At 40.9% G+C, this 20,926-nt stretch carries 21 protein-coding genes and 1 other RNA gene; 16 read left to right on the top strand and 6 right to left on the bottom strand.

Annotated features, from left to right (window positions below; all coding sequences use genetic code 11):
- Positions 1 to 7: 7 nt before the first annotated feature.
- The 10 genes from lspA (at position 8) to CWC04_RS14845 (ending at position 9,617) form a co-directional block, all read left to right on the top strand.
- Positions 8 to 508, top strand: a complete 501-nt coding sequence (gene lspA, locus CWC04_RS14890; protein ID WP_004588359.1) for a signal peptidase II — start codon at positions 8 to 10, stop codon at positions 506 to 508.
- Complete coding sequence (gene fkpB, locus CWC04_RS14885) at positions 505 to 945, top strand: FKBP-type peptidyl-prolyl cis-trans isomerase (protein WP_126007799.1); 441 nt, start codon at positions 505 to 507, stop codon at positions 943 to 945. The genes lspA and fkpB overlap by 4 nt, the downstream gene beginning before the upstream one ends.
- Positions 945 to 1,874, top strand: a complete 930-nt coding sequence (gene ispH, locus CWC04_RS14880) for a 4-hydroxy-3-methylbut-2-enyl diphosphate reductase (RefSeq protein ID WP_004588361.1) — start codon at positions 945 to 947, stop codon at positions 1,872 to 1,874. The genes fkpB and ispH overlap by 1 nt, the downstream gene beginning before the upstream one ends.
- A 40-nt stretch (positions 1,875 to 1,914) precedes the next feature.
- Positions 1,915 to 2,949 (top strand): sensor histidine kinase, encoded by a 1,035-nt coding sequence (locus CWC04_RS14875; RefSeq protein WP_138685799.1) that lies wholly within the window; start codon positions 1,915 to 1,917, stop codon positions 2,947 to 2,949.
- On the top strand, positions 2,946 to 3,650 hold the full coding sequence (locus CWC04_RS14870) for a LytR/AlgR family response regulator transcription factor (RefSeq protein WP_004588363.1): 705 nt from the start codon (positions 2,946 to 2,948) through the stop codon (positions 3,648 to 3,650). Before CWC04_RS14875 ends, CWC04_RS14870 begins: the two co-directional genes overlap by 4 nt.
- 263 nt (positions 3,651 to 3,913) lie before the next feature.
- A complete protein-coding gene (gene pilV, locus CWC04_RS14865; protein WP_064386015.1) occupies positions 3,914 to 4,474 on the top strand; it encodes a type IV pilus modification protein PilV in 561 nt (186 codons plus the stop codon).
- A gap of 1 nt (position 4,475) precedes the next feature.
- A complete protein-coding gene (locus CWC04_RS14860; protein ID WP_126007791.1) occupies positions 4,476 to 5,471 on the top strand; it encodes a PilW family protein in 996 nt (331 codons plus the stop codon).
- Positions 5,459 to 5,962: a hypothetical protein gene (locus tag CWC04_RS14855; RefSeq protein WP_029774108.1), complete on the top strand. Its 504-nt coding sequence runs from the start codon at positions 5,459 to 5,461 to the stop codon at positions 5,960 to 5,962. Before CWC04_RS14860 ends, CWC04_RS14855 begins: the two co-directional genes overlap by 13 nt.
- A gap of 1 nt (position 5,963) precedes the next feature.
- Positions 5,964 to 9,185 (top strand): PilC/PilY family type IV pilus protein, encoded by a 3,222-nt coding sequence (locus CWC04_RS14850; RefSeq protein ID WP_138685798.1) that lies wholly within the window; start codon positions 5,964 to 5,966, stop codon positions 9,183 to 9,185.
- Between the two features lie 9 nt (positions 9,186 to 9,194).
- The gene (locus CWC04_RS14845) at positions 9,195 to 9,617 is read left to right on the top strand and encodes a type IV pilin protein (protein ID WP_024032268.1); all 423 of its coding nucleotides are present in this window, start codon (positions 9,195 to 9,197) and stop codon (positions 9,615 to 9,617) included.
- A gap of 28 nt (positions 9,618 to 9,645) precedes the next feature.
- On the opposite strand, the gene CWC04_RS14840 is transcribed toward CWC04_RS14845, so the two are convergent.
- Complete coding sequence (locus tag CWC04_RS14840; protein ID WP_096041389.1) at positions 9,646 to 10,176, bottom strand: GspH/FimT family pseudopilin; 531 nt, start codon at positions 10,174 to 10,176, stop codon at positions 9,646 to 9,648.
- A gap of 79 nt (positions 10,177 to 10,255) precedes the next feature.
- Positions 10,256 to 10,807, bottom strand: coding sequence for a GspH/FimT family pseudopilin (locus CWC04_RS14835; protein ID WP_126007785.1), 552 nt, complete (start codon positions 10,805 to 10,807; stop codon positions 10,256 to 10,258).
- Positions 10,808 to 10,986: 179 nt separating this feature from the next.
- Here CWC04_RS14835 and CWC04_RS14830 point away from each other — a divergent pair, with 179 nt between their 5' ends.
- On the top strand, positions 10,987 to 11,325 hold the full coding sequence (locus tag CWC04_RS14830; protein ID WP_004588371.1) for a P-II family nitrogen regulator: 339 nt from the start codon (positions 10,987 to 10,989) through the stop codon (positions 11,323 to 11,325).
- Between the two features lie 237 nt (positions 11,326 to 11,562).
- On the opposite strand, the gene CWC04_RS14825 is transcribed toward CWC04_RS14830, so the two are convergent.
- Complete coding sequence (locus tag CWC04_RS14825; RefSeq protein WP_138685797.1) at positions 11,563 to 11,931, bottom strand: hypothetical protein; 369 nt, start codon at positions 11,929 to 11,931, stop codon at positions 11,563 to 11,565.
- Positions 11,932 to 11,988: 57 nt separating this feature from the next.
- On the opposite strand from CWC04_RS14825, the gene CWC04_RS14820 reads away from it, so the two are divergent.
- Together CWC04_RS14820 and ggt are read left to right on the top strand one after the other, a co-directional pair.
- Complete coding sequence (locus CWC04_RS14820) at positions 11,989 to 12,525, top strand: GNAT family N-acetyltransferase (protein ID WP_138685796.1); 537 nt, start codon at positions 11,989 to 11,991, stop codon at positions 12,523 to 12,525.
- A gap of 95 nt (positions 12,526 to 12,620) precedes the next feature.
- A complete protein-coding gene (gene ggt, locus CWC04_RS14815) occupies positions 12,621 to 14,294 on the top strand; it encodes a gamma-glutamyltransferase (protein ID WP_138685795.1) in 1,674 nt (557 codons plus the stop codon).
- Between the two features lie 44 nt (positions 14,295 to 14,338).
- On the opposite strand, the gene CWC04_RS14810 is transcribed toward ggt, so the two are convergent.
- Positions 14,339 to 15,541 (bottom strand): aromatic amino acid transport family protein, encoded by a 1,203-nt coding sequence (locus tag CWC04_RS14810; RefSeq protein ID WP_138685794.1) that lies wholly within the window; start codon positions 15,539 to 15,541, stop codon positions 14,339 to 14,341.
- Positions 15,542 to 15,747: 206 nt separating this feature from the next.
- Here CWC04_RS14810 and CWC04_RS14805 point away from each other — a divergent pair, with 206 nt between their 5' ends.
- Positions 15,748 to 16,635: a DMT family transporter gene (locus CWC04_RS14805; protein ID WP_138685793.1), complete on the top strand. Its 888-nt coding sequence runs from the start codon at positions 15,748 to 15,750 to the stop codon at positions 16,633 to 16,635.
- A gap of 13 nt (positions 16,636 to 16,648) precedes the next feature.
- Here CWC04_RS14805 and CWC04_RS14800 read toward each other — a convergent pair whose 3' ends face one another.
- Positions 16,649 to 17,527 carry a flagellar protein MotY gene (locus CWC04_RS14800; RefSeq protein WP_024032261.1) on the bottom strand — a complete coding sequence of 293 codons (879 nt, stop codon included), beginning with the start codon at positions 17,525 to 17,527 and terminating at the stop codon, positions 16,649 to 16,651.
- 363 nt (positions 17,528 to 17,890) lie between these two features.
- On the opposite strand from CWC04_RS14800, the gene rnt reads away from it, so the two are divergent.
- Positions 17,891 to 18,583 carry a ribonuclease T gene (rnt, locus tag CWC04_RS14795; RefSeq protein ID WP_138685792.1) on the top strand — a complete coding sequence of 231 codons (693 nt, stop codon included), beginning with the start codon at positions 17,891 to 17,893 and terminating at the stop codon, positions 18,581 to 18,583.
- Here the strand turns inward: rnt and CWC04_RS14790 are convergent.
- Positions 18,567 to 20,192, bottom strand: coding sequence for a flagellar assembly protein A (locus CWC04_RS14790; RefSeq protein ID WP_054983045.1), 1,626 nt, complete (start codon positions 20,190 to 20,192; stop codon positions 18,567 to 18,569). The genes rnt and CWC04_RS14790 overlap by 17 nt on opposite strands.
- A gap of 266 nt (positions 20,193 to 20,458) precedes the next feature.
- On the opposite strand from CWC04_RS14790, the gene ssrA reads away from it, so the two are divergent.
- Positions 20,459 to 20,815: a transfer-messenger RNA gene (ssrA, locus tag CWC04_RS14785) on the top strand.
- Positions 20,816 to 20,926 lie beyond the last annotated feature (111 nt).

Here is a 20,926-nt window from a genome sequence, read left to right as displayed (position 1 = left end):
TTACTCAGTGAGCAAACTAGCCCAAAAAAGTGGTTTAGTGTGGCTTTGGTTAAGTCTATTACTGCTTGTAATAGACTTTGCCACTAAAACACTTGTTGTAAATACCATGGCTTATCAAGAGTCGATTAATTTACTGCCTGTTTTTAGTATTACCTACGTACATAACTATGGAGCGGCCTACAGCTTTTTAAGTGAAGCGGGTGGCTGGCAACGTTGGTTTTTAAGTTTTATTGCCATTGCTATTAGTGCGCTATTAGTGTGGTGGTTAAAGCGTTTACCAGCGACAAATAAAATATTATGTAGTGCTTATGCGTTAGTGCTTGCTGGCGCTATTGGTAATTTATATGACCGTGTTGCTTATGGTTATGTAATTGACTTTATACATGTGTTTTATAAAAACTCGCATTTTCCAGTATTTAATATTGCCGACTGTGCAATTTGTATTGGTGCCGCATTATTATTATTTGATGCCTTTACAGGCGAAAGTCCGAAGGAGCATAAAGCATGAGCCAAGCTGTAATTGGTGAAAACTCAGAGGTTATTTTTCACTTTTCTATTAAACTAGAAGATGGCTCTGCCGCAGACTCAACCAAGGTGCATAATAAACCAGCCAAGTTAACGATGGGTGATGGCAGCTTAACGGCTAATTTTGAAAAGTGCTTACTAGGTTTAAGTGCAGGCGAAAGCAAAACGTTTGAGTTAGAACCAGAAGACGCCTTTGGCCAACCTAATCCAGATAATATTTACTATGTAGAACGCAGTAAATTTGGTGTAGAAACGCCAGCTAAAGTCGGCGCAATTATTGCCTTTACTCAGCCAGATGGTACTGAGCTGCCAGGACTGGTACGCGAAGTACAAGGTGAGTCGGTTACTATAGATTTTAATCATCCGTTAGCAGGTCAACGTTTAACGTTTGAAGTAGATATTATTGAGGTGCAAGGCTAATGGATATTTTATTAGCGAACCCGCGAGGCTTTTGTGCAGGGGTAGATCGTGCAATTAGCATAGTAGAGCGCGCTTTAGATATTTTTGAAAAGCCAATTTACGTACGCCACGAGGTCGTTCATAACCGCTACGTAGTAGATGGTTTAAAAAACCGTGGTGCCGTATTTGTTGAAGAGCTAGACCAAGTACCTGATGACAGCATTGTTATTTTTAGCGCCCACGGTGTATCGCAAGCAGTACGCTCAGAAGCTAAACGCCGCGATTTAAAAGTATTTGATGCAACATGCCCATTAGTTACTAAAGTGCATATGGAAGTAACGCGTGCGAGCCGTAAAGGTATTGAGTGTATTTTAATTGGTCACCATGGACACCCAGAAGTTGAGGGTACTATGGGGCAGTATGACAATAACGACGGTGGTATTTACCTTGTGGAAACCGCAGAAGATGTTGCCGAACTTAACGTTAAAAATGCTGATAACCTATTTTATTGTAGCCAAACAACGCTTTCGGTAGATGACACTGCAGATGTAATTGATGCGCTGCGCGAAAAATTCCCAGCAATTGATGGCCCGCGCAAAGATGACATTTGCTATGCGACACAAAACCGTCAAGATGCTGTGCGTGATTTAGCAGACAAAGTAGATGTGCTATTAGTTGTGGGGGCAAAAAACAGCTCTAACTCTAACCGTTTACGTGAGCTTGCAGATAAAATGGGCACAACCGCTTATTTAATCGATGATGCAACCAATGTTGAAGCACAGTGGTTTGGCGAAACTAACGCTGTGGGAGTAACTGCGGGGGCTTCTGCGCCAGAAGTGCTTGTACAACAAGTTATTGCACGTTTAAAAGAGCTTGGCGGCAAGCAGGTAGTTGAAAACCCAGGTGAAGAAGAGAATATCGTATTTGCCGTTCCTGTTGAGCTGCGTTAATCTATATAAATTAATTATTTAGATTACAAGGAGAGCCGTTATGAGCAAGTTGCCGCAAGGTGAAACATTGCTTTTTTCGGCTCTTTTTAATGAGCGCGGGGTACTTGCCACGCTTATTGTTACTCAAGTTGTTGCTACTATCTTAGCGTTTGCTCCTTTTGTTGAAGGGGATAGCTGGCAGAGCCTTGGCGTAATTAGTTTATTTTCTCATATGACCGTTTTGGTCAGTATTTCTGCTTTATACTCTTTTCGGGGTGTTTTACAAAAAAAGCAGCAAACCACCCAACTTTTTGCTTTTTTCATTTCCTTTTTAGTCAGTACCGCTCTATTTAGTGTGCTGTGTGCCCGCTACTTTTTAGATATTACAAATAATGAAACGAGTATTTATTTTGTATTACGAAACTGCTTAATTGTTTTTTTGATCACGGCTTTATTTGTACAGTTTTTACTGATTTACTTTGAAAAAGAGCAGCAAACAAAAGCGCTCTCGCGCGCAGAGCTTGATGCTTTGCAAGCCAGAATTCGCCCTCATTTTTTGTACAATAGCCTTAATACCGCCGCCGAGCTAACACATCATGATGCCGATGCTGCAGAGCAAGCAATACTTGCGCTTGCGGCGCTGTCGCAAGCGGCTATGCGCTCGGGACAGCGCGTTTCTCTCGAAGATGAGCTGACCTTATCAAAACAATATGTTGCGCTGGAAACTTGGCGCTTTGGCAGTCGTTTAAAGCTTAATTGGCTAGTGCCTGCTGATTTACCAGATATTAGTATTCCGTGCTTAACCCTTCAGCCGTTAATAGAAAATGCGGTGTGTCATGGGGTAGAGCCCAGTGAAACAGGGGCCGTTATTAGTGTAGAGCTACACGTAACAACAGGGTATTTAACATTGATTGTTTCTAACCCTATCACTCATAATGAGGCGTTAAAAAGACCAAATAACGGCATGGCACTTGAAAATATTCGCCAACGATTGTTTATATATTACAAAGAAAAAGCACAACTAACGATCACACAAAAAGAGGATATATTTAGAGTAAAAGTGGTGATCCCTAAGCAGTTTGAGAACCCCCAATGAATGTTGTAATTATTGATGATGAACCGCTAGCTCGCGCTAGAATAAAGCGGCTACTGCAGCACAACGAGCATATTTTAGTTAAAGGCGAAGGTGATAACGGCGCGCAGGGGCTTGCCATTATCAAGCAGGTTCATCCCGATTTGGTTTTTTTAGACATAGATATGCCGGGTATTAATGGCCTAGAGGTAGCGCAGCAACTCAATACGCTGAGCGTGCCACCGGCAATAGTATTTGTAACGGCTTACCCCGAGCATGCACTTGATGCGCTACAGCTCAGTGCCGCAGGATACTTAGTAAAACCCGTTACTGAACAGGCATTAAATAAAGTGTTAGCGCAAGTAGGGCGTTTAAATAAAGCGCATATGCAAAAGCAGCAATCTACAAAAATTAGTTATCAGCTTGGTGGCACAATAAAAAGTATTGAACTTGATCAAGTGTATTACTTTAATGCTCAAGAAAAATACACCAATATGGTATTTAAAGAGGGCGAGGCCCTAATTGAACAAAGCTTAAAACAACTTGAGCAACGCTTCCCAACGCAATTATTACGTATTCACAGAAATACGCTCATAAACAAACAAAAGCTTGTTGCCTTGCATACCCAAAGCCCTGGTGTACATAGCGTAGAACTAGCCGGATGTAAGGAGCAATTAAGCGTAAGTAGGCGAGAGCTAAAAACAGTAAAAAATGCGCTATGTTAGAGCCTGTTATATTTTAGGTTGAATTTGTAGTAGGTTGCTTGGCTTTTTAAGTAAGGCAGAGGCCGTTATTGAGCCCATTAAATTAGCAGCATTGCGCTGGAATTAAATCGCTTCTAGATAGAGTAACTTTAATCCTCAAAGCTCAATTGGTTTGATGCTGTTAACCGTTTATCAACAAATTTAACCGCTTGTCCTAGTATATATTGCATCTACATTTTCAATGCATAAACTTATAATCAGATAAAATTTATTTGGTTTTTACTATGCATTCACCTCACAAAAAACCTCAAAAAGGCTTTACTTTAATTGAAGTGCTGATTGCGTTTATTATTTTAAGCTTTGGCTTACTAGGCGCAGTTGCACTGCAAGCAAAAGCTAAGCAGGCAAGCTTTGACTCTATGCAGCGCGCAGCCGCGGTGGCGTTAGGAAATGATATTATTCAGCGCATTAGAGCAAATGATACCGCACAGCTAGTTACTTTATATACGCAAACTTTCACCAGTAAAACATCAACGTCTACCTCTACGGCTTGTTTTAGTGGGTCATGCACTGCAGCGCAAGTTGCAGCCCTTGATTTACAGCAATGGAAACGCGCCATTCGTGCACGCGAAAACACCGGCTCTCTCGATGATGCCACTGTATGTATAAACCCTACGGCTGCAGCAGGTACGGGTGGGCGTGGGTTTAATATTGAAGTAATAGTGTCTTGGCAAGGCCGCCAAGAGTTTAATGCCAATGATGAAACCAAAGCACTAAAATGCGGTACTGACGATAAAAAGCGCCGTTTGGTTGCATTAAATAGCTATATATACCTAAGGAGCTAACATGAGAGAAAAAGGTTTTACACTAATAGAAATGATGATTTCATTATTTATTGGTGGGCTTATTTTAGGTGGGGTGATGTTTACCTATATTGGTATGAAAGTAACCACAAAAGACACAATGACAATAGGCGAGTTACAAGAGTCAGGCCGCTTAGCCATTAATATTATGCAGCGTGATATAGAGCAGATAGGCTTTTGGGGAACTTATTATGATGATTCGTTTACTGCAGCAAACACACAAACGTTAGCTAACCCTGGTGGTGATTGCTTCGAAGGGCTTAATAACGGCAGCTTTCCAGATTTAGCATCCTCTAGCAATTTCAGAACTATTTATGCAAAAGAAGCCAGTTCAACAAGTGAGCTTAACTGTATAAGTAAGCCAATTGCAGGGACTGACATTTTACAAATCAAGTTTTTACAAGGTGAGCAGCTCACGGTAGATGGCGCTACTAATGAAACACAAGCGGATGAAAACTATTTTATAGCTGAGCAAGAAAGCGCAGAATTTACCCGAGGCGTTGTAGCTGCGGGTAGTTTAAACGTTAATGCCACGGTGTGGCCTTATAGCCATCATGTTTATTACCTCGCAGAGCAAACTTATACGGTAAATAATAAAAGCCTTACAGTACCAGCATTAATGCGTAAACGCTTAAATGGCGCCAACATGAAGGCCGAAACCATTATGGAGGGCGTTGAAAACATGCGCTTTGTATTTGGTTTAGATACAGACAGTGATAGTCGTGTTGATTCGTACCGAAGCATTGAGGATATGCAGCACTCTGATTGGGAAAACCGCAAAAGCATTCTAACAGTGCAGGTTTTTTTGTTAGTTAGAGCATTGCAACCAGACCCGGGACTTAAAATAAAAAATCAAACATATATTTTAGGTGAAGATGAAGACTCCCGAGAGCTCACTTTTACCGATACTTACAGAAGAACAGTATTTACCACCACAATTCGTTTAAATAACGTGGGAGCAAATTTATGGCGTATCTAAGTAAACACGCAAATAAACAACAAGGTGTTGTGCTTATTACAGCCCTTATTATGGTTATTGCTGTAACGGGAATTGCCGTTACATTAATGAGCAGCAGTAGTGTAGATATCAAAATTACTAATGCAGCTCAAGAGCGAGAAGTCGCTGAAAATGAGCTCATTGGAGAAGTACAGCGAATGATTTCTGATGAGGCAAGCAAAGGAGCTGCTAATCAGTTTTTTTTAACGCCAGATGAAGTATCAACTCATGCAGGCGCAGATGATGAAGGGATGGTAATAGCCACGCACGACGATATGCAAAGCAAAATGGTAAACCTAAATCAGGGGGCGCTTGATTTAGAATGCCCACGCCGATTTAATTTTACTGCCGGTATATCGTGTAACATGCTGCAAGTTTCTACCACTATTCAATATGGCTCTAAAGCAAAGCACGAACTTACAATTGTAACAGGTGTAGCTCAAGAAATGGCCAGTATAAGTAAGGGGATTTAGAATGAAATTTAATCTTAATAAGCCATTGGTCTCTTTACTTGGTTTAGCACTGAGCGCTTCAGCAATTGCTGAAGATATAGAGCTTTATGTAAATCATGATTTAGATTTAGATGAGAAACCAAGGGTTTTACTCATATTTGATACATCAGGCAGTATGGCGTTTTCATCCTCTAATGGTAATAGTTGTGGCTTTAGCAACCAAACTGGTTACTACTTATGTGCAGATAGTCGCCTTGCGGCAGCACAATATGCCATGACAAAAGTGGTATCAGATAACGAAGACTCTATTGATTTTGGTTTGATGCGATTTAAAAGTGATTCTGAGGGCGGCTATGTTGTAAATGGTGTTGGTAGTGACTCATCTATAGTGCGCAGCTCCATCGCAGCTCTCCCAGCCAATGGTGGCACCCCTCTAACCGAAACGTTATGGGAAGCTTATCTGTATATTACTGGTAAAGGGGTGGGGTATGGCCTAGATGCCTCTACCTTTGAGCGAGATACAAGCGTAGAAGATACAACTACCACCCAAGTAGTGAAAGAATACTGCTATACAATCGGACGAGGGCGAAATCGTCAAGAGTACTGTTATGATTATGTTGATACCCAAACAAGTTATACTTATATATCGCCCTTTGCAGACAGTGAAGCTGAAGCGGCTCGTTGTGATAATTCAATCAACATTATTTATATGACTGATGGCGACCCTTCTAATGATAACGGCAGCGATAGTGATATTAGTGATGAACACGAAAAGTACTTTGGAGAGCCATTAAACTGGAATACCGATAGTTATTACAGTAACTACTTACACCAAATGGCTAAAATTATTCATGGTACAAGTGATGTTACCGTTGATTTATACCCTGCCACTGCCGATATCCACGAAACAGGCCGCTTATACACTATAGGTTTTGGTTCAGGTATGAGTGCAAGCGGGCAAGAACTGTTAAGACGTGCTGCCTTATTGGGTGGCGGTGAAAACTTACCAGCAAGCACCCCAGATGAGCTTTCTAACTCGCTAAATAGTGCTATTTCTCGTATTCGTGAAGTAAACGATAGCTTCTCTTCGCCTTCGGTAGCAAGTAACAACGTAGACCAAACACGTAGCCGTGATGCCATTTACTTTGCCATGTTTTACCCAGAAACAAACACTCGATGGGGTGGGAATTTAAAAAAATTAAAAGTATCAGGCAGCGAAATAGTTGACTCTGCAGATAATACAGCGCTTGATTCTGATGGTTTAATCGACACCGATGCTAAAACATTTTGGTTGCCAGATGGCCAGTCTGCCGATGGTAACTTAGTTGCACAAGGGGGTGTAAACTATCATTTAGCTACACTCACGGGGACTCCAGCTGAAGAAAGACGCAACCTCTATACAGATAAGCAAGGCGATATAGTTGAGTTTACTACTAATATTGTGAGCGATATTTTAGATTTAGTCACCAATAACCCGATTAGCCTAGCTAGTTCAGATATAAAATGGGCAATGGGGATAGATGTTGACGATGAAGACAACGATGGCTCAAACACCGATCAACGCAGCGATATTTTTGGCGACCCTTTACATTCTAAGCCAGTGGCAATCGACTATGGCAATGACGACATACGCATATTGATTGGTACTAATGCCGGCTTTTTACATATGTTTAAAGACGATGATACCAATAACCAAGTGACCGAAAGCTGGGCGTTCATTCCCTCTGATCTTTACGATATTATTCAGCCTTTACGCAATGAAGACACCGGTAAACTCTACGGGATGGACGGCCCAATCAGTGTTTACTTTAGTGATAAAAGCTTAAATGACGAAGGCATTAACGATGGTATTGTTGATGCAAGCGATGGTGACGACGTGTGGGCATTTGCAGGTATGCGCCGTGGTGGAAAAAACTATTACGCCTTTGATATTACTAACCCCGATCAGCCTAAAAAACTATGGGATAACCCTATAGAAGGCGGTACTGGCGATTTTAAAGAGCTAGCTCAAACGTGGTCAAAACCCCAAATAGCGTACATAAAAGCATTTGGTGATAAGCCATTACTCGTCTTTGGAGCAGGGTACGATACAAATAAAGATGCCGTGGTAAGAAGTGAAGACTCGGTTGGTCGCGGTATTTATATAGTAGAAGCTGAAACAGGTAAAAAAGTGTGGGCTTTAACGCCAAACGAAAATGGATTTAAAGGCAAGCACTCGATTGCAGCAAATGTTTCTACGCTTGATTCAGATTACGATGGTTACATTGACAGAATTTATGCTGCCGATACCGGGGGCGATATTTGGCGTATAGACATGCCAGGCACAAGCACCAGTAATTTTACGCACTTTAAACTTGCAGAGCTTGGTAGCAGTTTAGCAAGCCAAGACCGTCGCTTTTTTTACCAGCCGTTGGTGGCACGTACACTTTATAGCAAAGTAAGTGAAACAACGATTAATGGTGAAACAGTGATTACACGTTTAGATACGCCGTATGACGCTATTGTAATAGGCAGCGGAAATCGCTCAAAACCAACAGGTACAAATGAAGACGATCAGCTGTTTATGATAAGAGATGAAAATACAGTAACTCAGTCATTCACTAGCGCCCCTACAGCGATTAAACCAGCAGATTTAATGCTAATGAACAGCGACCCGTTTGGTAATGCACTTGATGATGTAGATGAGTTTGTTGATTTAGAAGTCGATTTAGCTAAATTTAAAGGCTGGCGCTATGAATTAGGCACAGGCGAAAAATCTTTAGCAGCAGCCACAGTGGTGGGCGGTGTCGCTTACTATACAAGCTTTACTCCATCATCAGAAACCTCTACAGAGAACCAATGTTCGTTAAGTGGCGGTGGCGGCTCGTTGTATGCGTTCCATTTACATTATGGCACCAAGGTATATGACGACTTAAAGTTTACCACTAGCTATGATGTACCTGATACACCACAATTGTACTTTGGTGAAGGCCCCTCTTGTGCCGATGGAAATGGCGACGGCTTTTGTGATGATAACCCAACCATTGAAGTGACCGAAGAAAGCCAGTTTTACCTAATTGGGCCGGGAATAAAAGGCGAAGATGCACAAAACCCAATGAAGCCAGTAGAAATAATGGGCCCAGGCTTAACGGTTGTAGATGGTACCGTACAATTAGTGAATGACGATGATAGTGTAGGGTTTGGCTTTAAAACCCAACAAACCTATATTTATAAACGTGAAGAAAATGATGAAATTGATGATTAAGGAATATTAATGAATAAACAAGCACGCGGATTCACGTTGATAGAGTTAATGATAGCCGTAGCTATTGTAGGTATTTTAGCCTCAATAGCACTGCCTAATTATACTGAGTATGTAAAACGCTCTTCTCGGGCCGAGGCCGCAGCGGCGCTTTTAGACGCTGCAAACAAACAAGAGCAGTACTTTGTAGATAATCGTGAGTACACAGAGACATTCTCAGACTTAGGTATACAAGAGACCACAGAAAACGGCCATTTTGAGCTGTCGATTGATGTGGATGATGACGATAATACGTTTACAATTACTGCAAAACCTATTGCGGGTGCTGTAAAAGGCGATGGTGACTGCACGCAAATTACAATTACTGACACAGGCTATAAAGGCGCAAAAGGCAGTAAAGGTAATTCAGATGTTGAGTATTGCTGGGGACGTTAACTTAATCGGGTTAACTTAATCGGGTTAACTAGTCGCTCTGACATTTGTCGGTTGATTTAATTCGTATACGGCCTGTTTGACTGACCGATAAAGCCAGCCCCTCAAGGTTGGCTTTATCTTTATTTGGGCAATATATAAATGTTCCATTTTGAAAACCATTTAAAGAGCCATCGGGCCGAAAGGTAATTGCACTTCGGGGGTATTGCATAGAATCTGCATCATGGATTTTTTCAAATGTGCTTATTAATAAGTCGTCGGTGTCTAATGACGTAGACTTGTCGTTATCAATAAACAGCGACATTTGCCCATCCCACTCATCTTTAGTGCATTGATTATCTTTTAAAGCACACAAAGTAACATAAGTGCCATTTTCAATGGCGTAAAGGCGGCCATAATTAATGTTTCTGTGCAGCAAACTAACATGATTGTCAGCTCGGTTTTTCGCTAAAAAGTCAGGAAAAACCGATAGAGAAATTTGGCTAACAATACTCACAATAGCAATAGATGCCATTAATTCTAAAAGCGTATAGCCAGCCTGAGTTTGGGTAGATAACCTCATCCCTGAAGCCTTGAGTCAAAAAATGTATTAACTCAGTGTAGTAAATGATAAAAATATGACAACCTAAATTGTATGTTTTTTAACCGCACTTAAGTGCACTGTCACCGGCATAAAAAGCAGTACCTGATTGCGATAAAGTAAGCGCTTTATTATTTTCAGTGCCACCATTGGGGCAAAAAACAAAGTCACCTGGGTTTGTGGTAATTCGTCCACTGGTATTAAAACGAAGGCGACGCTCATTTCCTGTAAAGGTTAACTTGTCGTTATCTGATATTTCTTCCATGACTCTAAGCAGCGTATCGGAAGCGCCGTTATAGTGCCCATCGTTATCTACATCGATAAATACAACAATAATTTTATTCTCGTCCCACTTTTTGTTGCAGTTGAAAGTGTCTTCGCTGTTTTTAATTTTACCTTGGCCAGTAGGGCACAAAACAACAATTTCATCTGTACTGGCAGCTTGTGAGCGAGCAAAGCTAATATTGCGCTTTAGTTCAAGCAAGAAATTCTCAGCGCGGTTCTCCTCAAGCATATCGCTACTGTCCCAAAGAGCTATAGAGGCGATAATACCGACTATGGCTACTGCCACCATGAGCTCTAATAAAGTTAAACCGGTTTGGAATTTTTTCATATTATTTATACCTACTACATTTGTTATTATTATAGCTAGTTGAGAAAGATTTATAATTCAGACTTATAAATAATTATACCACGCTTGGTTGTTTTATCATCGAATTCAATTGCTTTGTTTGCTATGAACTCCATGATTGTCTAAAATCGAGGCAACTAAAGCTTTAATAAGTAGTGAGCATGAAAAAAATAGAAGCAATCATCAAACCGTTTAAGTTAGACGACGTACGTGAAGCCCTATCAGATGTAGGTATTACGGGTATGACTGTAAGTGAAGTAAAAGGTTTTGGTCGTCAAAAAGGTCACACAGAACTTTACCGTGGCGCTGAGTACATGGTGGATTTTTTACCTAAGGTAAAACTTGATATTGTGCTAACCGATGAAGATGTTGAACGCGCTATAGAAGTAATAGTAAAAACAGCGCAAACAGGCAAAATTGGTGATGGTAAAATATTTGTCACAGACGTTGAGCGGGTAGTACGTATACGCACCGCAGAAGAAGACGAAGAAGCAATTTAATTATAGTAATAAGCGCATAAATAAAAAGGCTGCAAATAATGTTATTTGCAGCCTTTTTTTGTAAATACTATTTAATACTAATTAGCAATAATAATTAAGTATTTTAAGGGGCTAAGCCCCACGCTAAGTGCGTTAAAAACGCTTGTTAAGAACACCTAAATAGCAATTTTTTACTTACTAAACGATGTTTTTACCCCAAAGAAAGTTACTTAATTAAATGAATTAGTATCAATAATATTACTGTTTTTCAGCATGTTCTTCACGCGCTTCTTCAATTTCTTCAGCGATTTCTTGCGCTTTTTGCTTTGTTTTTTCGGTTAATTCACCGGCTGCTTCTTTGCTTTTTATCCATGCATCAACGGCAATTTCTTTGCCATCGTCGTACATGTCTAAGCCCATTGCTTTACTTTGTTCAAGCAACTCATTTAATGTCTCATCATTTTTAAGCTCTGTGGCTTTATCTTTTACATCGTTCCATGTGTCACCAAGCTGCTCTTGCATTTGCGCGCTTTTATCTTTTGCATCTTCTTGTACTTCCTGAGCATCTTCACAGCCCGTTAGTGTAATTAAAGTGCCTAATAAAGCTAAACCTGCTAATTTGTTCATGTGCTATCTCTCCTTAGAGACAAATAATTAATTCCATTTAATAATAGAACAGCGAAGATGAACACACCTGTAACAACACGCTTAAATTTCAAATTAATGAATGAACACGATTGGCCGCTGCTGCATGAACTAGATCAAGACCCCGCGGTAATGAAATACATAAACCGGGGAACGCCTTCGACATTAAAACAAATTAAAGAAATAGGGATCCCCAGAATGCTTGCCTATAAAAATGTAAACAAAGGCTGGGGGCTGTGGAAAATCACGCTTAAAAAAGAGGACCCTTTTATAGGGTGGGTGCTGATTAGGCCTATGCACTTTTTTACTCAAACTCCCGATTTTACAAATATTGAAATAGGGTGGCGCTTTAAGCAATCTAGTTGGGGACAGGGTTATGCAACGGAAGCGGCTAGTGCATTATGTAACGCCTTAAAAATGCAGCCAGAGATAAAAACACTATCAGCAATGGCACTGGCCGATAATAAAGCCTCAATTAGCGTCATGCAAAAGCTGGGGTTTAGCTGGGTCAAAAACTATATACACACTGATGAACAAGGCGATTTGGATGCCGTTTTATACGCAAAGGCGTTATAGCATACAAAAAATTACTTGTATAAACATTGACCTAACATTCTATGGTATGCATAAATGAGCCAAGCGAGATTCAAATAATAAAGTAAGGATGTTTTATGGGGTTATTTTTTCGACCAAGCCGGCTCATTGTTAAGAGTGTGTTGATTGCACAATTTTGTATATTTAGCGTGCAGGCGGAGCAAGTTACTAAAAGCGCTGTCGCAATGCCTGACTCGTTTAGTGCAGATACAGCACAAGCTATTTTAGAACAAGGTGGAAATGCTGTTGATGCGGCTATTGCTGCGCAATTTGTATTAGCGGTAACGCTTCCCGAAGCCGGAAATATTGGCGGGGGAGGCTTTATGCTTATACAAAAAGAGGGAAAAGGCGACTTTATAGACTATCGCGAAACGGCTCCTCAAGCAGCGCACAGAGATATGTATTTAGATGCCAAGGGCGATGTAATTAAAAACAAGTCAATTTATGGTATTCACGCAAGTGGTGTACCTGGGAGCGTAGCCGGTATGTGGCTGGCGCATCAAAAACACGGCACCTTAAAATGGCAAACATTATTACAGCCTGCGGTTACCTTAGCAGAGCAAGGCTTTAAAGTGCCGCCCAAATTGGCTCAAGGGGTCGCACAATACATTGCTCATTTAGACAAACAAAATATAAATGTAAATTTTAAACACTATTTTGCAGATATAAAAGCAAATCAGGTTTTTAAACAGCCTGAGCTAGCCGCTACTTTAAAGCGCATAAGAGATAACGGTCAAGACGGGTTTTATAAAGGCGAAACGGCCCGCATTATTGCCAACTTTATGCACCAGCACGGTGGCATTATTAACCAAACTGATTTGGCTAATTACACGGCTGTGTCGCGCACGCCGATTAAAGCTAACTGGAACGGTTATGAAGTATTAACCTCTCCACCACCAAGCTCTGGCGGAATTGCTATTTTACAGTGGCTAAAAATGTTTGAGCTTAAAAAAAGCGAAATGGGGTTGGTACATAACTCTACTCAATACGTACATTTACTTGCTGAAATAGGTAAACGTGTGTTTGCCGATAGAGCAGAGTACTTGGGCGATCCGGACTTTTTTGATGTACCAGTGACTGAGCTTACTCATATTGATTACCTAAAAGCGCGCAGTAAAGATATTTCTTTAACAGCTATTTCAAAGACCGAAAACATAAAACCAGGCCTCAAAGAAAGTGAGCAAACCACGCATTTTTCTATTATTGATAAAATGGGTAATGCAGTGGCCAATACCACAACGATTAATTTAAGCTTTGGCAGTGGCGTTGTGGTTGAAGGTGCAGGCTTTATATTAAATGACGAAATGGACGACTTTAGCGCTAAACCTGGGGTAATGAACGCCTTTGGTGCGCTCGGCGGTAAAGCCAATGAAATTCAGCCACAAAAGCGTATGCTTAGCTCAATGTCGCCAACCATACTGCTCAAAAACAACAGCGTTAAAATGGTCACAGGCTCGCCTGGGGGCACAACAATTATTAGCTCGGTGTATCAATCTATTTTAAATGCGGTTGAATTTAACATGGGCGCCAACGATATTGTTAATAGCACGCGGTTTCATCATCAGTTATGGCCTAAAAACGTGATCAGAACACACGCAGGGCTCAGTGAAAACACACAAGCTGAACTTATAAAAATGGGCTACACACTGGATAAGCGCCGTTTTGGTGATTTGCAGGTTATTGTAAATAAAGACGGTGAGTTACAAGCAGCTTCTCAGGCTACAGGCCGTGGTGAGTCTCGCGTATTTTAATATTTTTAACTAACCCCTTTAAACTAAAGGGGTTAGGTTTTTTATTAACCAATAGCGGGTACTAAACCCAACATTTGCATAAATTGGGCGACAATAATTACAACGCCGCACAGCCCTGCAACCGCTAATCCCATATTACCACTTCGCACTTGATATCCCGTTTGAGGGCCAGATTTACGCTGCCTATACACCATAGAAACCGGTAAAAATATTGCTAATACCACAAGGGCGATGGCTGCATAGCCTAACGCCATTATAAATCCCTGAGGGTAAAATAACGCAAACCCTAAAGGGGGAATAAAAGTAATTAGTGCGGTTTTTATTCTTTCTGACTTGGTGTCGCCTTTATTAAATGCATCAGCAAAAAAATCAAATAACCCTAAGCTAACACCTAAAAAAGAGGTGGCCAATGCTAAGTCGGCAAACAGTGTAACAGCGCTTGTTACCTGCGGATTATGCGCAATATTTGCCACACTCTCTACAAAGCCTGTTAAGCCATTACTATTGAGTAAATCACTTTGCTGCATAATACCTTGGCTAAGCAGTTGCCAAAAAATATAAATCACTAAAGGTAAAGCAGCCCCTGCAATCATTACCTTACGCAATACTTTTGTTTCTAGCCCCACATACTTAACAATTGACGGAATAGAGCCATGAAAACCAAATGAGGTAAAAATAACGGGTAAGGCAGATAAAATCAGCCCTTGCTCAACGGGCATTTCAAGTAAGTGCCTACCTTGTACATAGGGTGTAAGCATATAAAACAAGCTGCCCAGTACTAAAATTTTAATCGTAAATAACACGCGGTTAAGTTTATCTACTTTACTGGTGCCTAAAGTAACCACGCTACCTATTACAATGGCTAAAACAATAGAGGCAATTTGGGGCGCTATGTTTATGCTCAAATCATTACTAATACGCGACTGCAACTGCGCGCCACCCCCGGCTATATAGGCTGCGCACAGGGCGTAAAACAAAAATATCATCGAAAAATTAGCTACGTACTGGCCGCGCTTTCCTAACCAGCGCTTTGCTAAGGTGTTTAACGTTGCATCTCTAGGGGCGTATTGGTGGAGCTCTAGCATTAATAAAGCGGTGTAGGTCATCAATAACCAGCTGGCTATTATCAGTGCAAGCGCGGTATTAAACCCAAGTCCTGCAGAGGCAATTGGCAATGCCAGCATACCTGCGCCTATGGTGGTGCCTGCAACAATTAACATGCTGCCTATTGTTTTATTTTTAAGCACTTAACTATCCTAAAATGTGTGAGAGGCACTCAAGATATAACTAGTTACTTAAAACATAAATAGTTTTGTAATAAATGCCGGTAAATAATAATGTAACTATGAATTTACAGCTGTATTTAGACGTTTATATATGTACTGCGTATTACTTTCGCGCGTATAATTTACTTTAATAGGGTTTCTACCTCCTCAGTGCAAAGGAATGGCGTGTGCCAGTTAAATTATCTTATTTACTACTTGTCATTATTTGGTGTACTACGCCTTTAGGTATTGTATGGAGCAGTGAAACTGTAGCACCAATGCTCGCCGTTTTAATGCGCATGATTATAGGCTTATTTGTTGCTGGGTTAATTGTTGCTATAGCCAATATTCGTGTACCTTGGAGTAAAAACGCGTGCACGTTATATGCACACTCCAGTTTGGGTATTTTTGGCGGTATGTCATTAAGTTACATGGCTGCTACCACAGTACCTTCAGGTATTATTTCATTAGTGTTTGGCCTTGCGCCTATTCTCTCTGGCTTTTTAGCACAAAGGTTACTTAATGAGCCTAAATTTAGCCCTATTAAATTAATAGCGCTGAGCTGTGCATTAATAGGCCTTTATTTTGTAAGTTATAACCAGCTACAAACCTCACAAACACAGGGCATAGGGCTGATGTATGTGTTATTGGCGGTTACTTTATTTAGTCTCAGTGGGGTGATGATCAAACGTGTAAAAATTGCTATTCATCCTATGGCAACCACTTTTGGAGCGCTGGTTTTTGTTACTCCTTTATTTGGACTGTTGTGGTGGCTGGTAGATGGGCAAATAAGTATGGACTATTGGAGTGCTCGCTCGTTATGGAGTATTGCGTATTTAGGTATTTTTGGCTCGATTGTAGGGGCTTTAGCGTATTTTCATGTATTACAAAAGTTAAACGCCAGTACTGTAGCCTTAAGTAGTTTAATTACACCAAGTTTTGCATTAGCGCTAGGCGCATTACTTAATAACGAGCCTTTAAGTCAGGAGCTCATTATAGGAGCCATAATTATATTTTTGAGCCTAACGTTTTTTCAGTTTGGCGATAAGCTCATAAAGCGGCGCAGCGGTAGTTAGCAGTTTAGGGCGGTTACATTTTTGCTATTTGAATAATTAAACGACGGTTTTTATTTCGCCCTAAAATATTTTCGTTAGTATCAACAAAACGTTTTTCACCTAGGCCTGTGGTTTGTACTTTGCCCTCATCAACCCCTAAGCTGACCATATAATCTTTTATAGCTTTAGCACGCTTACGCGATAAATCTAAGTTATTCCAACGACCACCGTAGCTATCGGTATACGAATCAATACTTATAGACTCAATACTGGTGTCATTTTTTAAATACTCAGCAATTTTATCTAAGCGCTTTTGCGACTCTTTAGTGAGCTTACTGCTATTTGATTGGTAGTTCATTACAGTAAATGAAATATCTTCAAAGCTGTATGGTAAAAGTTCATCACGGCACTGTAAAAACGCCCAATAGGCTTGTTTAAAATTAACGCTTGAAATACCAACGGCAATTTTGTCGGCACTATTTTGCCAGTCCTGGTAGTAAAAGGTAGGATGAAACCCTTTTTCAAGTTCAGTTAGCATTTCCCACGCGGTTTTATTACCAAGCTCACCATCAAACTTTTTAAGTAACTTCATCGTGGTTATATCACGCGCGGGAAGGCCTGAACGCCATGCTGGTGGCACCGCCTTTAAACCGGCTATATCGTAATTGTCGGGGCGCACAACCATATCTAGATTAAAAGTTAGGTTTTTGTTTTTACTGGCCGATGCCTTAAATATGGCCTCACCGTAGTAGGGCACTTCGTGGTTTAATTGACACTGTAAGCGTGTTGTTTTTATAACTTCCCAATTGGAGTTATCTTGATTTGCGCTGTATTGGCGCATAGCCGCTTGCGATGAATAACTCATCAAGGCAGTGCCAAGGCTTACGCTAATAAAAAACAACTTACACTTCATAAAACGCTCCGGTTAATCTACTAAGCCAATATTTTGGCGTACGGCTAAAGTAGGGCTCTGTACCAACTTAATTAAAAAAATAATCTTTGTATCGTATTAAATAGCCGTCTTACTGCGTTAAACTTATTGATATAGAACAAAGCTATAAATAATTTTCGCCTTGTTATTGCGCTATTTTCTAGGCGCCTTACTAGTATCCGTAATTTAATGCGATGGGGATTAATAACAGCCAATACAATTAGCAGTTATTTAAAAGCAAATAGCATGCCTACAATATATTAATTAAATAATTTATAAAGCCCTAGCCGAGTAGCCCCCAATTTTGACATAATAGTGAGCTTATCCTCATAAACCAAGAAGACTATGGCAAATACTGAGCAAACACTTTTCGCACAACGCTTTCGCGGCTTTTTTCCTGTTGTTATTGATGTAGAAACCGCCGGCTTTAATAAAGAAACCGACGCCTTACTTGAAATTGCCGTATCAATTTTAAAAATGGATGACGAAGGGTTACTCAGCATAGATCATACCGTTCATTTTCATGTAGAGCCTTTTGAAGGCGCTAATATTGAACAAGCCGCAATTGAATTTAACGGCATAGACCCGTTTAGTCCGTTGCGCGGCGCAGTACCAGAAGACGAAGCAATTAAAGAAATTTGTAAAGCAGTACGTAAAGCGCAAAAAGCTGCTGGGTGTCAACGCTCAGTTGTAGTGGCACACAATGCCGCCTTTGATCATGGCTTTTTAAACGCAGCCATTGAGCGTAACAATATTAAGCGTACGCCATTTCATCCATTTGTGAGTTTCGACACAACCTCGCTTGCAGGGTTAGCTTTAGGCCAAACGGTACTAGCTAAAGCATGTAGAGCCGCGGGGATTGAGTTTGATAACAGCCAAGCACACTCGGCACTTTACGATACAGAACGCACAGCAGAGCTATATTGTTTAATAGTAAATCGTTGGCAAGAACTAGGGGGCTGGCCGTTAGCGCCACTACCTGAAAGTGACGCCCAAGAAACTGAAAACACCGAAGAGGAGACTAAAACGACTGAGTGATTTTTCCCTCAGAAAGTTTTACTAAGTGGGGTGGGTAAATACGCGAAAACTGTTTTGTGTCTTTTGCTATTTTAAGCTCCACACCTGGGTGCATTATTTCGTTAATTTTAAGTCGGCTAGTTGCCAATAGCTGAGAAATTTTTTGCTTCACCAATCTTTTTTGACGTTGTACGTGCATAGCGCGAGTTTTTATATGCTGCTCATTAGCGGCAATTTTATCTAGTAGCTGTTGGCGTTGAGCAGCAACTGGAATTTTTATCGCTTTTTCTTTAGCTTGTTTAAGTGCAGATGTTTTACTTGCTAATACTTTTTCAAAATCAATTATTTGAGACTGCTTTGAGCGCAGTTCATGCCAGTTTTGAGCTAAAAACACACGGGTCTTAGTCCCTGCCGGCGCACCTAGCTCACCTGTTTCTATACGCATAGCATCAAGAATATTGCCCCCAATTATTTTGCCGCGAGGGTTACCTGCTTTACCAACACGTATTAAGCGCCTTGCACTTAAATTACAATGTAATGCTTGGCGTTCTATAAATAAATCTTGCGCACTTTTAATATTACAGTACTGGGCATAGCCAATAGAAATAGTACGTTGGGCTGAAATTTCGCACGTAAATGCTTCTTCATTTTCACGCTTACGGCCAATAGCGCCGAGCATAATAGTTACCGCGCTTTGGCTTTCAATCGTGCCTGATTCAACAAACCCTAATACAGTAATATCGCCATTGGCTTTAACCCGCATACCGTCTTTTACATCACCAGAGATAATTACACTGCCATCAAAATCAACGTGGCCTGTACTTACATCTACATTATGAAAACACAAAACATCGTCAACCCGCATGCCTCTAGGTAAGGCCACAGGCACACCTTTACAATCGGCAATGAGCATGTTTGGGTTATTAGGATCTATTTTTGTGCCTTCAAAGGGCTGTAATTGATGCTCTTTACCAGGCGTTGCCTTGATCATATCGCCAAAAACCGTATAGCCATCTTCACCTGGTGTAGCAGCTACTCGCTGCATTAAAGGGGTGCCGGGTTTTACCGTAATAATCGCGCCAAGGTCTTTCATATCGACCTTGCCACCTTCTTTTGCTTGGGGGCTAAGTACGCGGTCTTGCGCAGTAGAGCAAAGACGAACAAACCTCGCATCACTGCCTTCTTTAGGGTTTCGGCCATGAGCCACAATAGCGCTGTATGATGTACCTGCGGGGTGAGAAAACTGCTGACCTAAAAACGTATCCAGTGCACGAGGACTAATGCCTTTTTTTACACCGGCTTTAACTAAAGCTGCTTGAGCTGCCTCCATAGAGAGTAATGCGCCGCCTTTGGCCGTGGTAAGCGTAGCCTCTGCAACCATGTTTTTTTCATCAACGTTAATAACAATGCTCGCGTCCGTGGCTTTGGCAATTACTAATGATTCTTGCTGATAATTTTTACTCGGTGAAAATAACTTACCAATATTGCCAGAGAGTACTTCAAACTCGCAATAATCCGACTGTTCAAGTAGCTCAATAAGTTGAGCACTCGTCACCGGAAATCCATTATCAATAGGATGTGCAGATAACGCCAGCTCACCCGTTTGTTCATTAAATAAAAAAACCGACATTTATAAATTCCCTACGTAATATGCCTGTTATTATGATTATTACTTTTACTACTAAAGCCTTATAGCTAGTGTAAAATTTAACTCCTTATTTGAGCACAACTTGACCGGTATGTTAAGTAAATGTTCGGTATTTGTTTGCTTTTTTACAAACTTGTGCTTGTTTACTGTTCAGTTGATTCAGTTAGCTAAAATAAAAGTGTCACACCCCTTGAGTATCAGTCGTTTACTCAGTTATACTGCCCTCACTGAAAGAAATTCATATTTCAGGGGCTGATTAGGATTCGACGGAATTCAAGAAGCCTGAGGTGCATGTCGAGGTGCGGTTTGCCTCGTAAAAAAGCCGCAATTTAAAGTAATCGCAAACGACGATAACTACTCTCTAGCAGCTTAGGCTGGCTAGCGCTCCTTCCATGTATTCTTGTGGACTGGATTTTGGAGTGTCACCCTAACACCTGATCGCGACGGAAACCCTGGCCGGGGTTGAAGCGTTAAAACTAAGCGGCCTCGCCTTTATCTACCGTGTTTGTCCGGGATTTAAAGGTTAATTAAATGACAATACTAAACATGTAGTACCGACGGTCGAGGCTTTTCGGACGGGGGTTCAAATCCCCCCAGCTCCACCAATACAGGTATTTAAGTTCGTTACTTAAAAACCATAAAAAACCGCCAATTTGAGCAATCAAGTTGGCGGTTTTTTTATGGATAAAATTTAATTAAAGCAATTGATTTGTTTC

This window comes from Pseudoalteromonas sp. S2893 (assembly GCF_005887105.1).
Classification (GTDB): domain Bacteria; phylum Pseudomonadota; class Gammaproteobacteria; order Enterobacterales; family Alteromonadaceae; genus Pseudoalteromonas; species Pseudoalteromonas atlantica.
This window is presented reverse-complemented; position numbering and strand designations above follow the sequence as displayed.

Bases quoted from the DNA above. Each gene is read 5' to 3' on its own strand.
- CWC04_RS14800 (WP_024032261.1), bottom strand. From the start codon at position 17,527: ATGAAGTGTAAGTTGTTTTTTATTAGCGTAAGCCTTGGCACTGCCTTG.
- CWC04_RS14855 (WP_029774108.1), top strand. From the start codon at position 5,459: ATGGCGTATCTAAGTAAACACGCAAATAAACAACAAGGTGTTGTGCTT.
- CWC04_RS14790 (WP_054983045.1), bottom strand. From the start codon at position 20,192: ATGTCGGTTTTTTTATTTAATGAACAAACGGGTGAGCTGGCGTTATCT.
- CWC04_RS14840 (WP_096041389.1), bottom strand. From the start codon at position 10,176: ATGAGGTTATCTACCCAAACTCAGGCTGGCTATACGCTTTTAGAATTA.
- CWC04_RS14875 (WP_138685799.1), top strand. From the start codon at position 1,915: ATGAGCAAGTTGCCGCAAGGTGAAACATTGCTTTTTTCGGCTCTTTTT.
- pilV (WP_064386015.1), top strand. From the start codon at position 3,914: ATGCATTCACCTCACAAAAAACCTCAAAAAGGCTTTACTTTAATTGAA.
- CWC04_RS14825 (WP_138685797.1), bottom strand. From the start codon at position 11,931: ATGAACAAATTAGCAGGTTTAGCTTTATTAGGCACTTTAATTACACTA.
- CWC04_RS14845 (WP_024032268.1), top strand. From the start codon at position 9,195: ATGAATAAACAAGCACGCGGATTCACGTTGATAGAGTTAATGATAGCC.
- CWC04_RS14820 (WP_138685796.1), top strand. From the start codon at position 11,989: ATGAACACACCTGTAACAACACGCTTAAATTTCAAATTAATGAATGAA.
- CWC04_RS14860 (WP_126007791.1), top strand. From the start codon at position 4,476: ATGAGAGAAAAAGGTTTTACACTAATAGAAATGATGATTTCATTATTT.
- CWC04_RS14850 (WP_138685798.1), top strand. From the start codon at position 5,964: ATGAAATTTAATCTTAATAAGCCATTGGTCTCTTTACTTGGTTTAGCA.
- rnt (WP_138685792.1), top strand. From the start codon at position 17,891: ATGGCAAATACTGAGCAAACACTTTTCGCACAACGCTTTCGCGGCTTT.
- ispH (WP_004588361.1), top strand. From the start codon at position 945: ATGGATATTTTATTAGCGAACCCGCGAGGCTTTTGTGCAGGGGTAGAT.
- CWC04_RS14835 (WP_126007785.1), bottom strand. From the start codon at position 10,807: ATGAAAAAATTCCAAACCGGTTTAACTTTATTAGAGCTCATGGTGGCA.
- CWC04_RS14830 (WP_004588371.1), top strand. From the start codon at position 10,987: ATGAAAAAAATAGAAGCAATCATCAAACCGTTTAAGTTAGACGACGTA.
- CWC04_RS14870 (WP_004588363.1), top strand. From the start codon at position 2,946: ATGAATGTTGTAATTATTGATGATGAACCGCTAGCTCGCGCTAGAATA.
- ggt (WP_138685795.1), top strand. From the start codon at position 12,621: ATGGGGTTATTTTTTCGACCAAGCCGGCTCATTGTTAAGAGTGTGTTG.
- fkpB (WP_126007799.1), top strand. From the start codon at position 505: ATGAGCCAAGCTGTAATTGGTGAAAACTCAGAGGTTATTTTTCACTTT.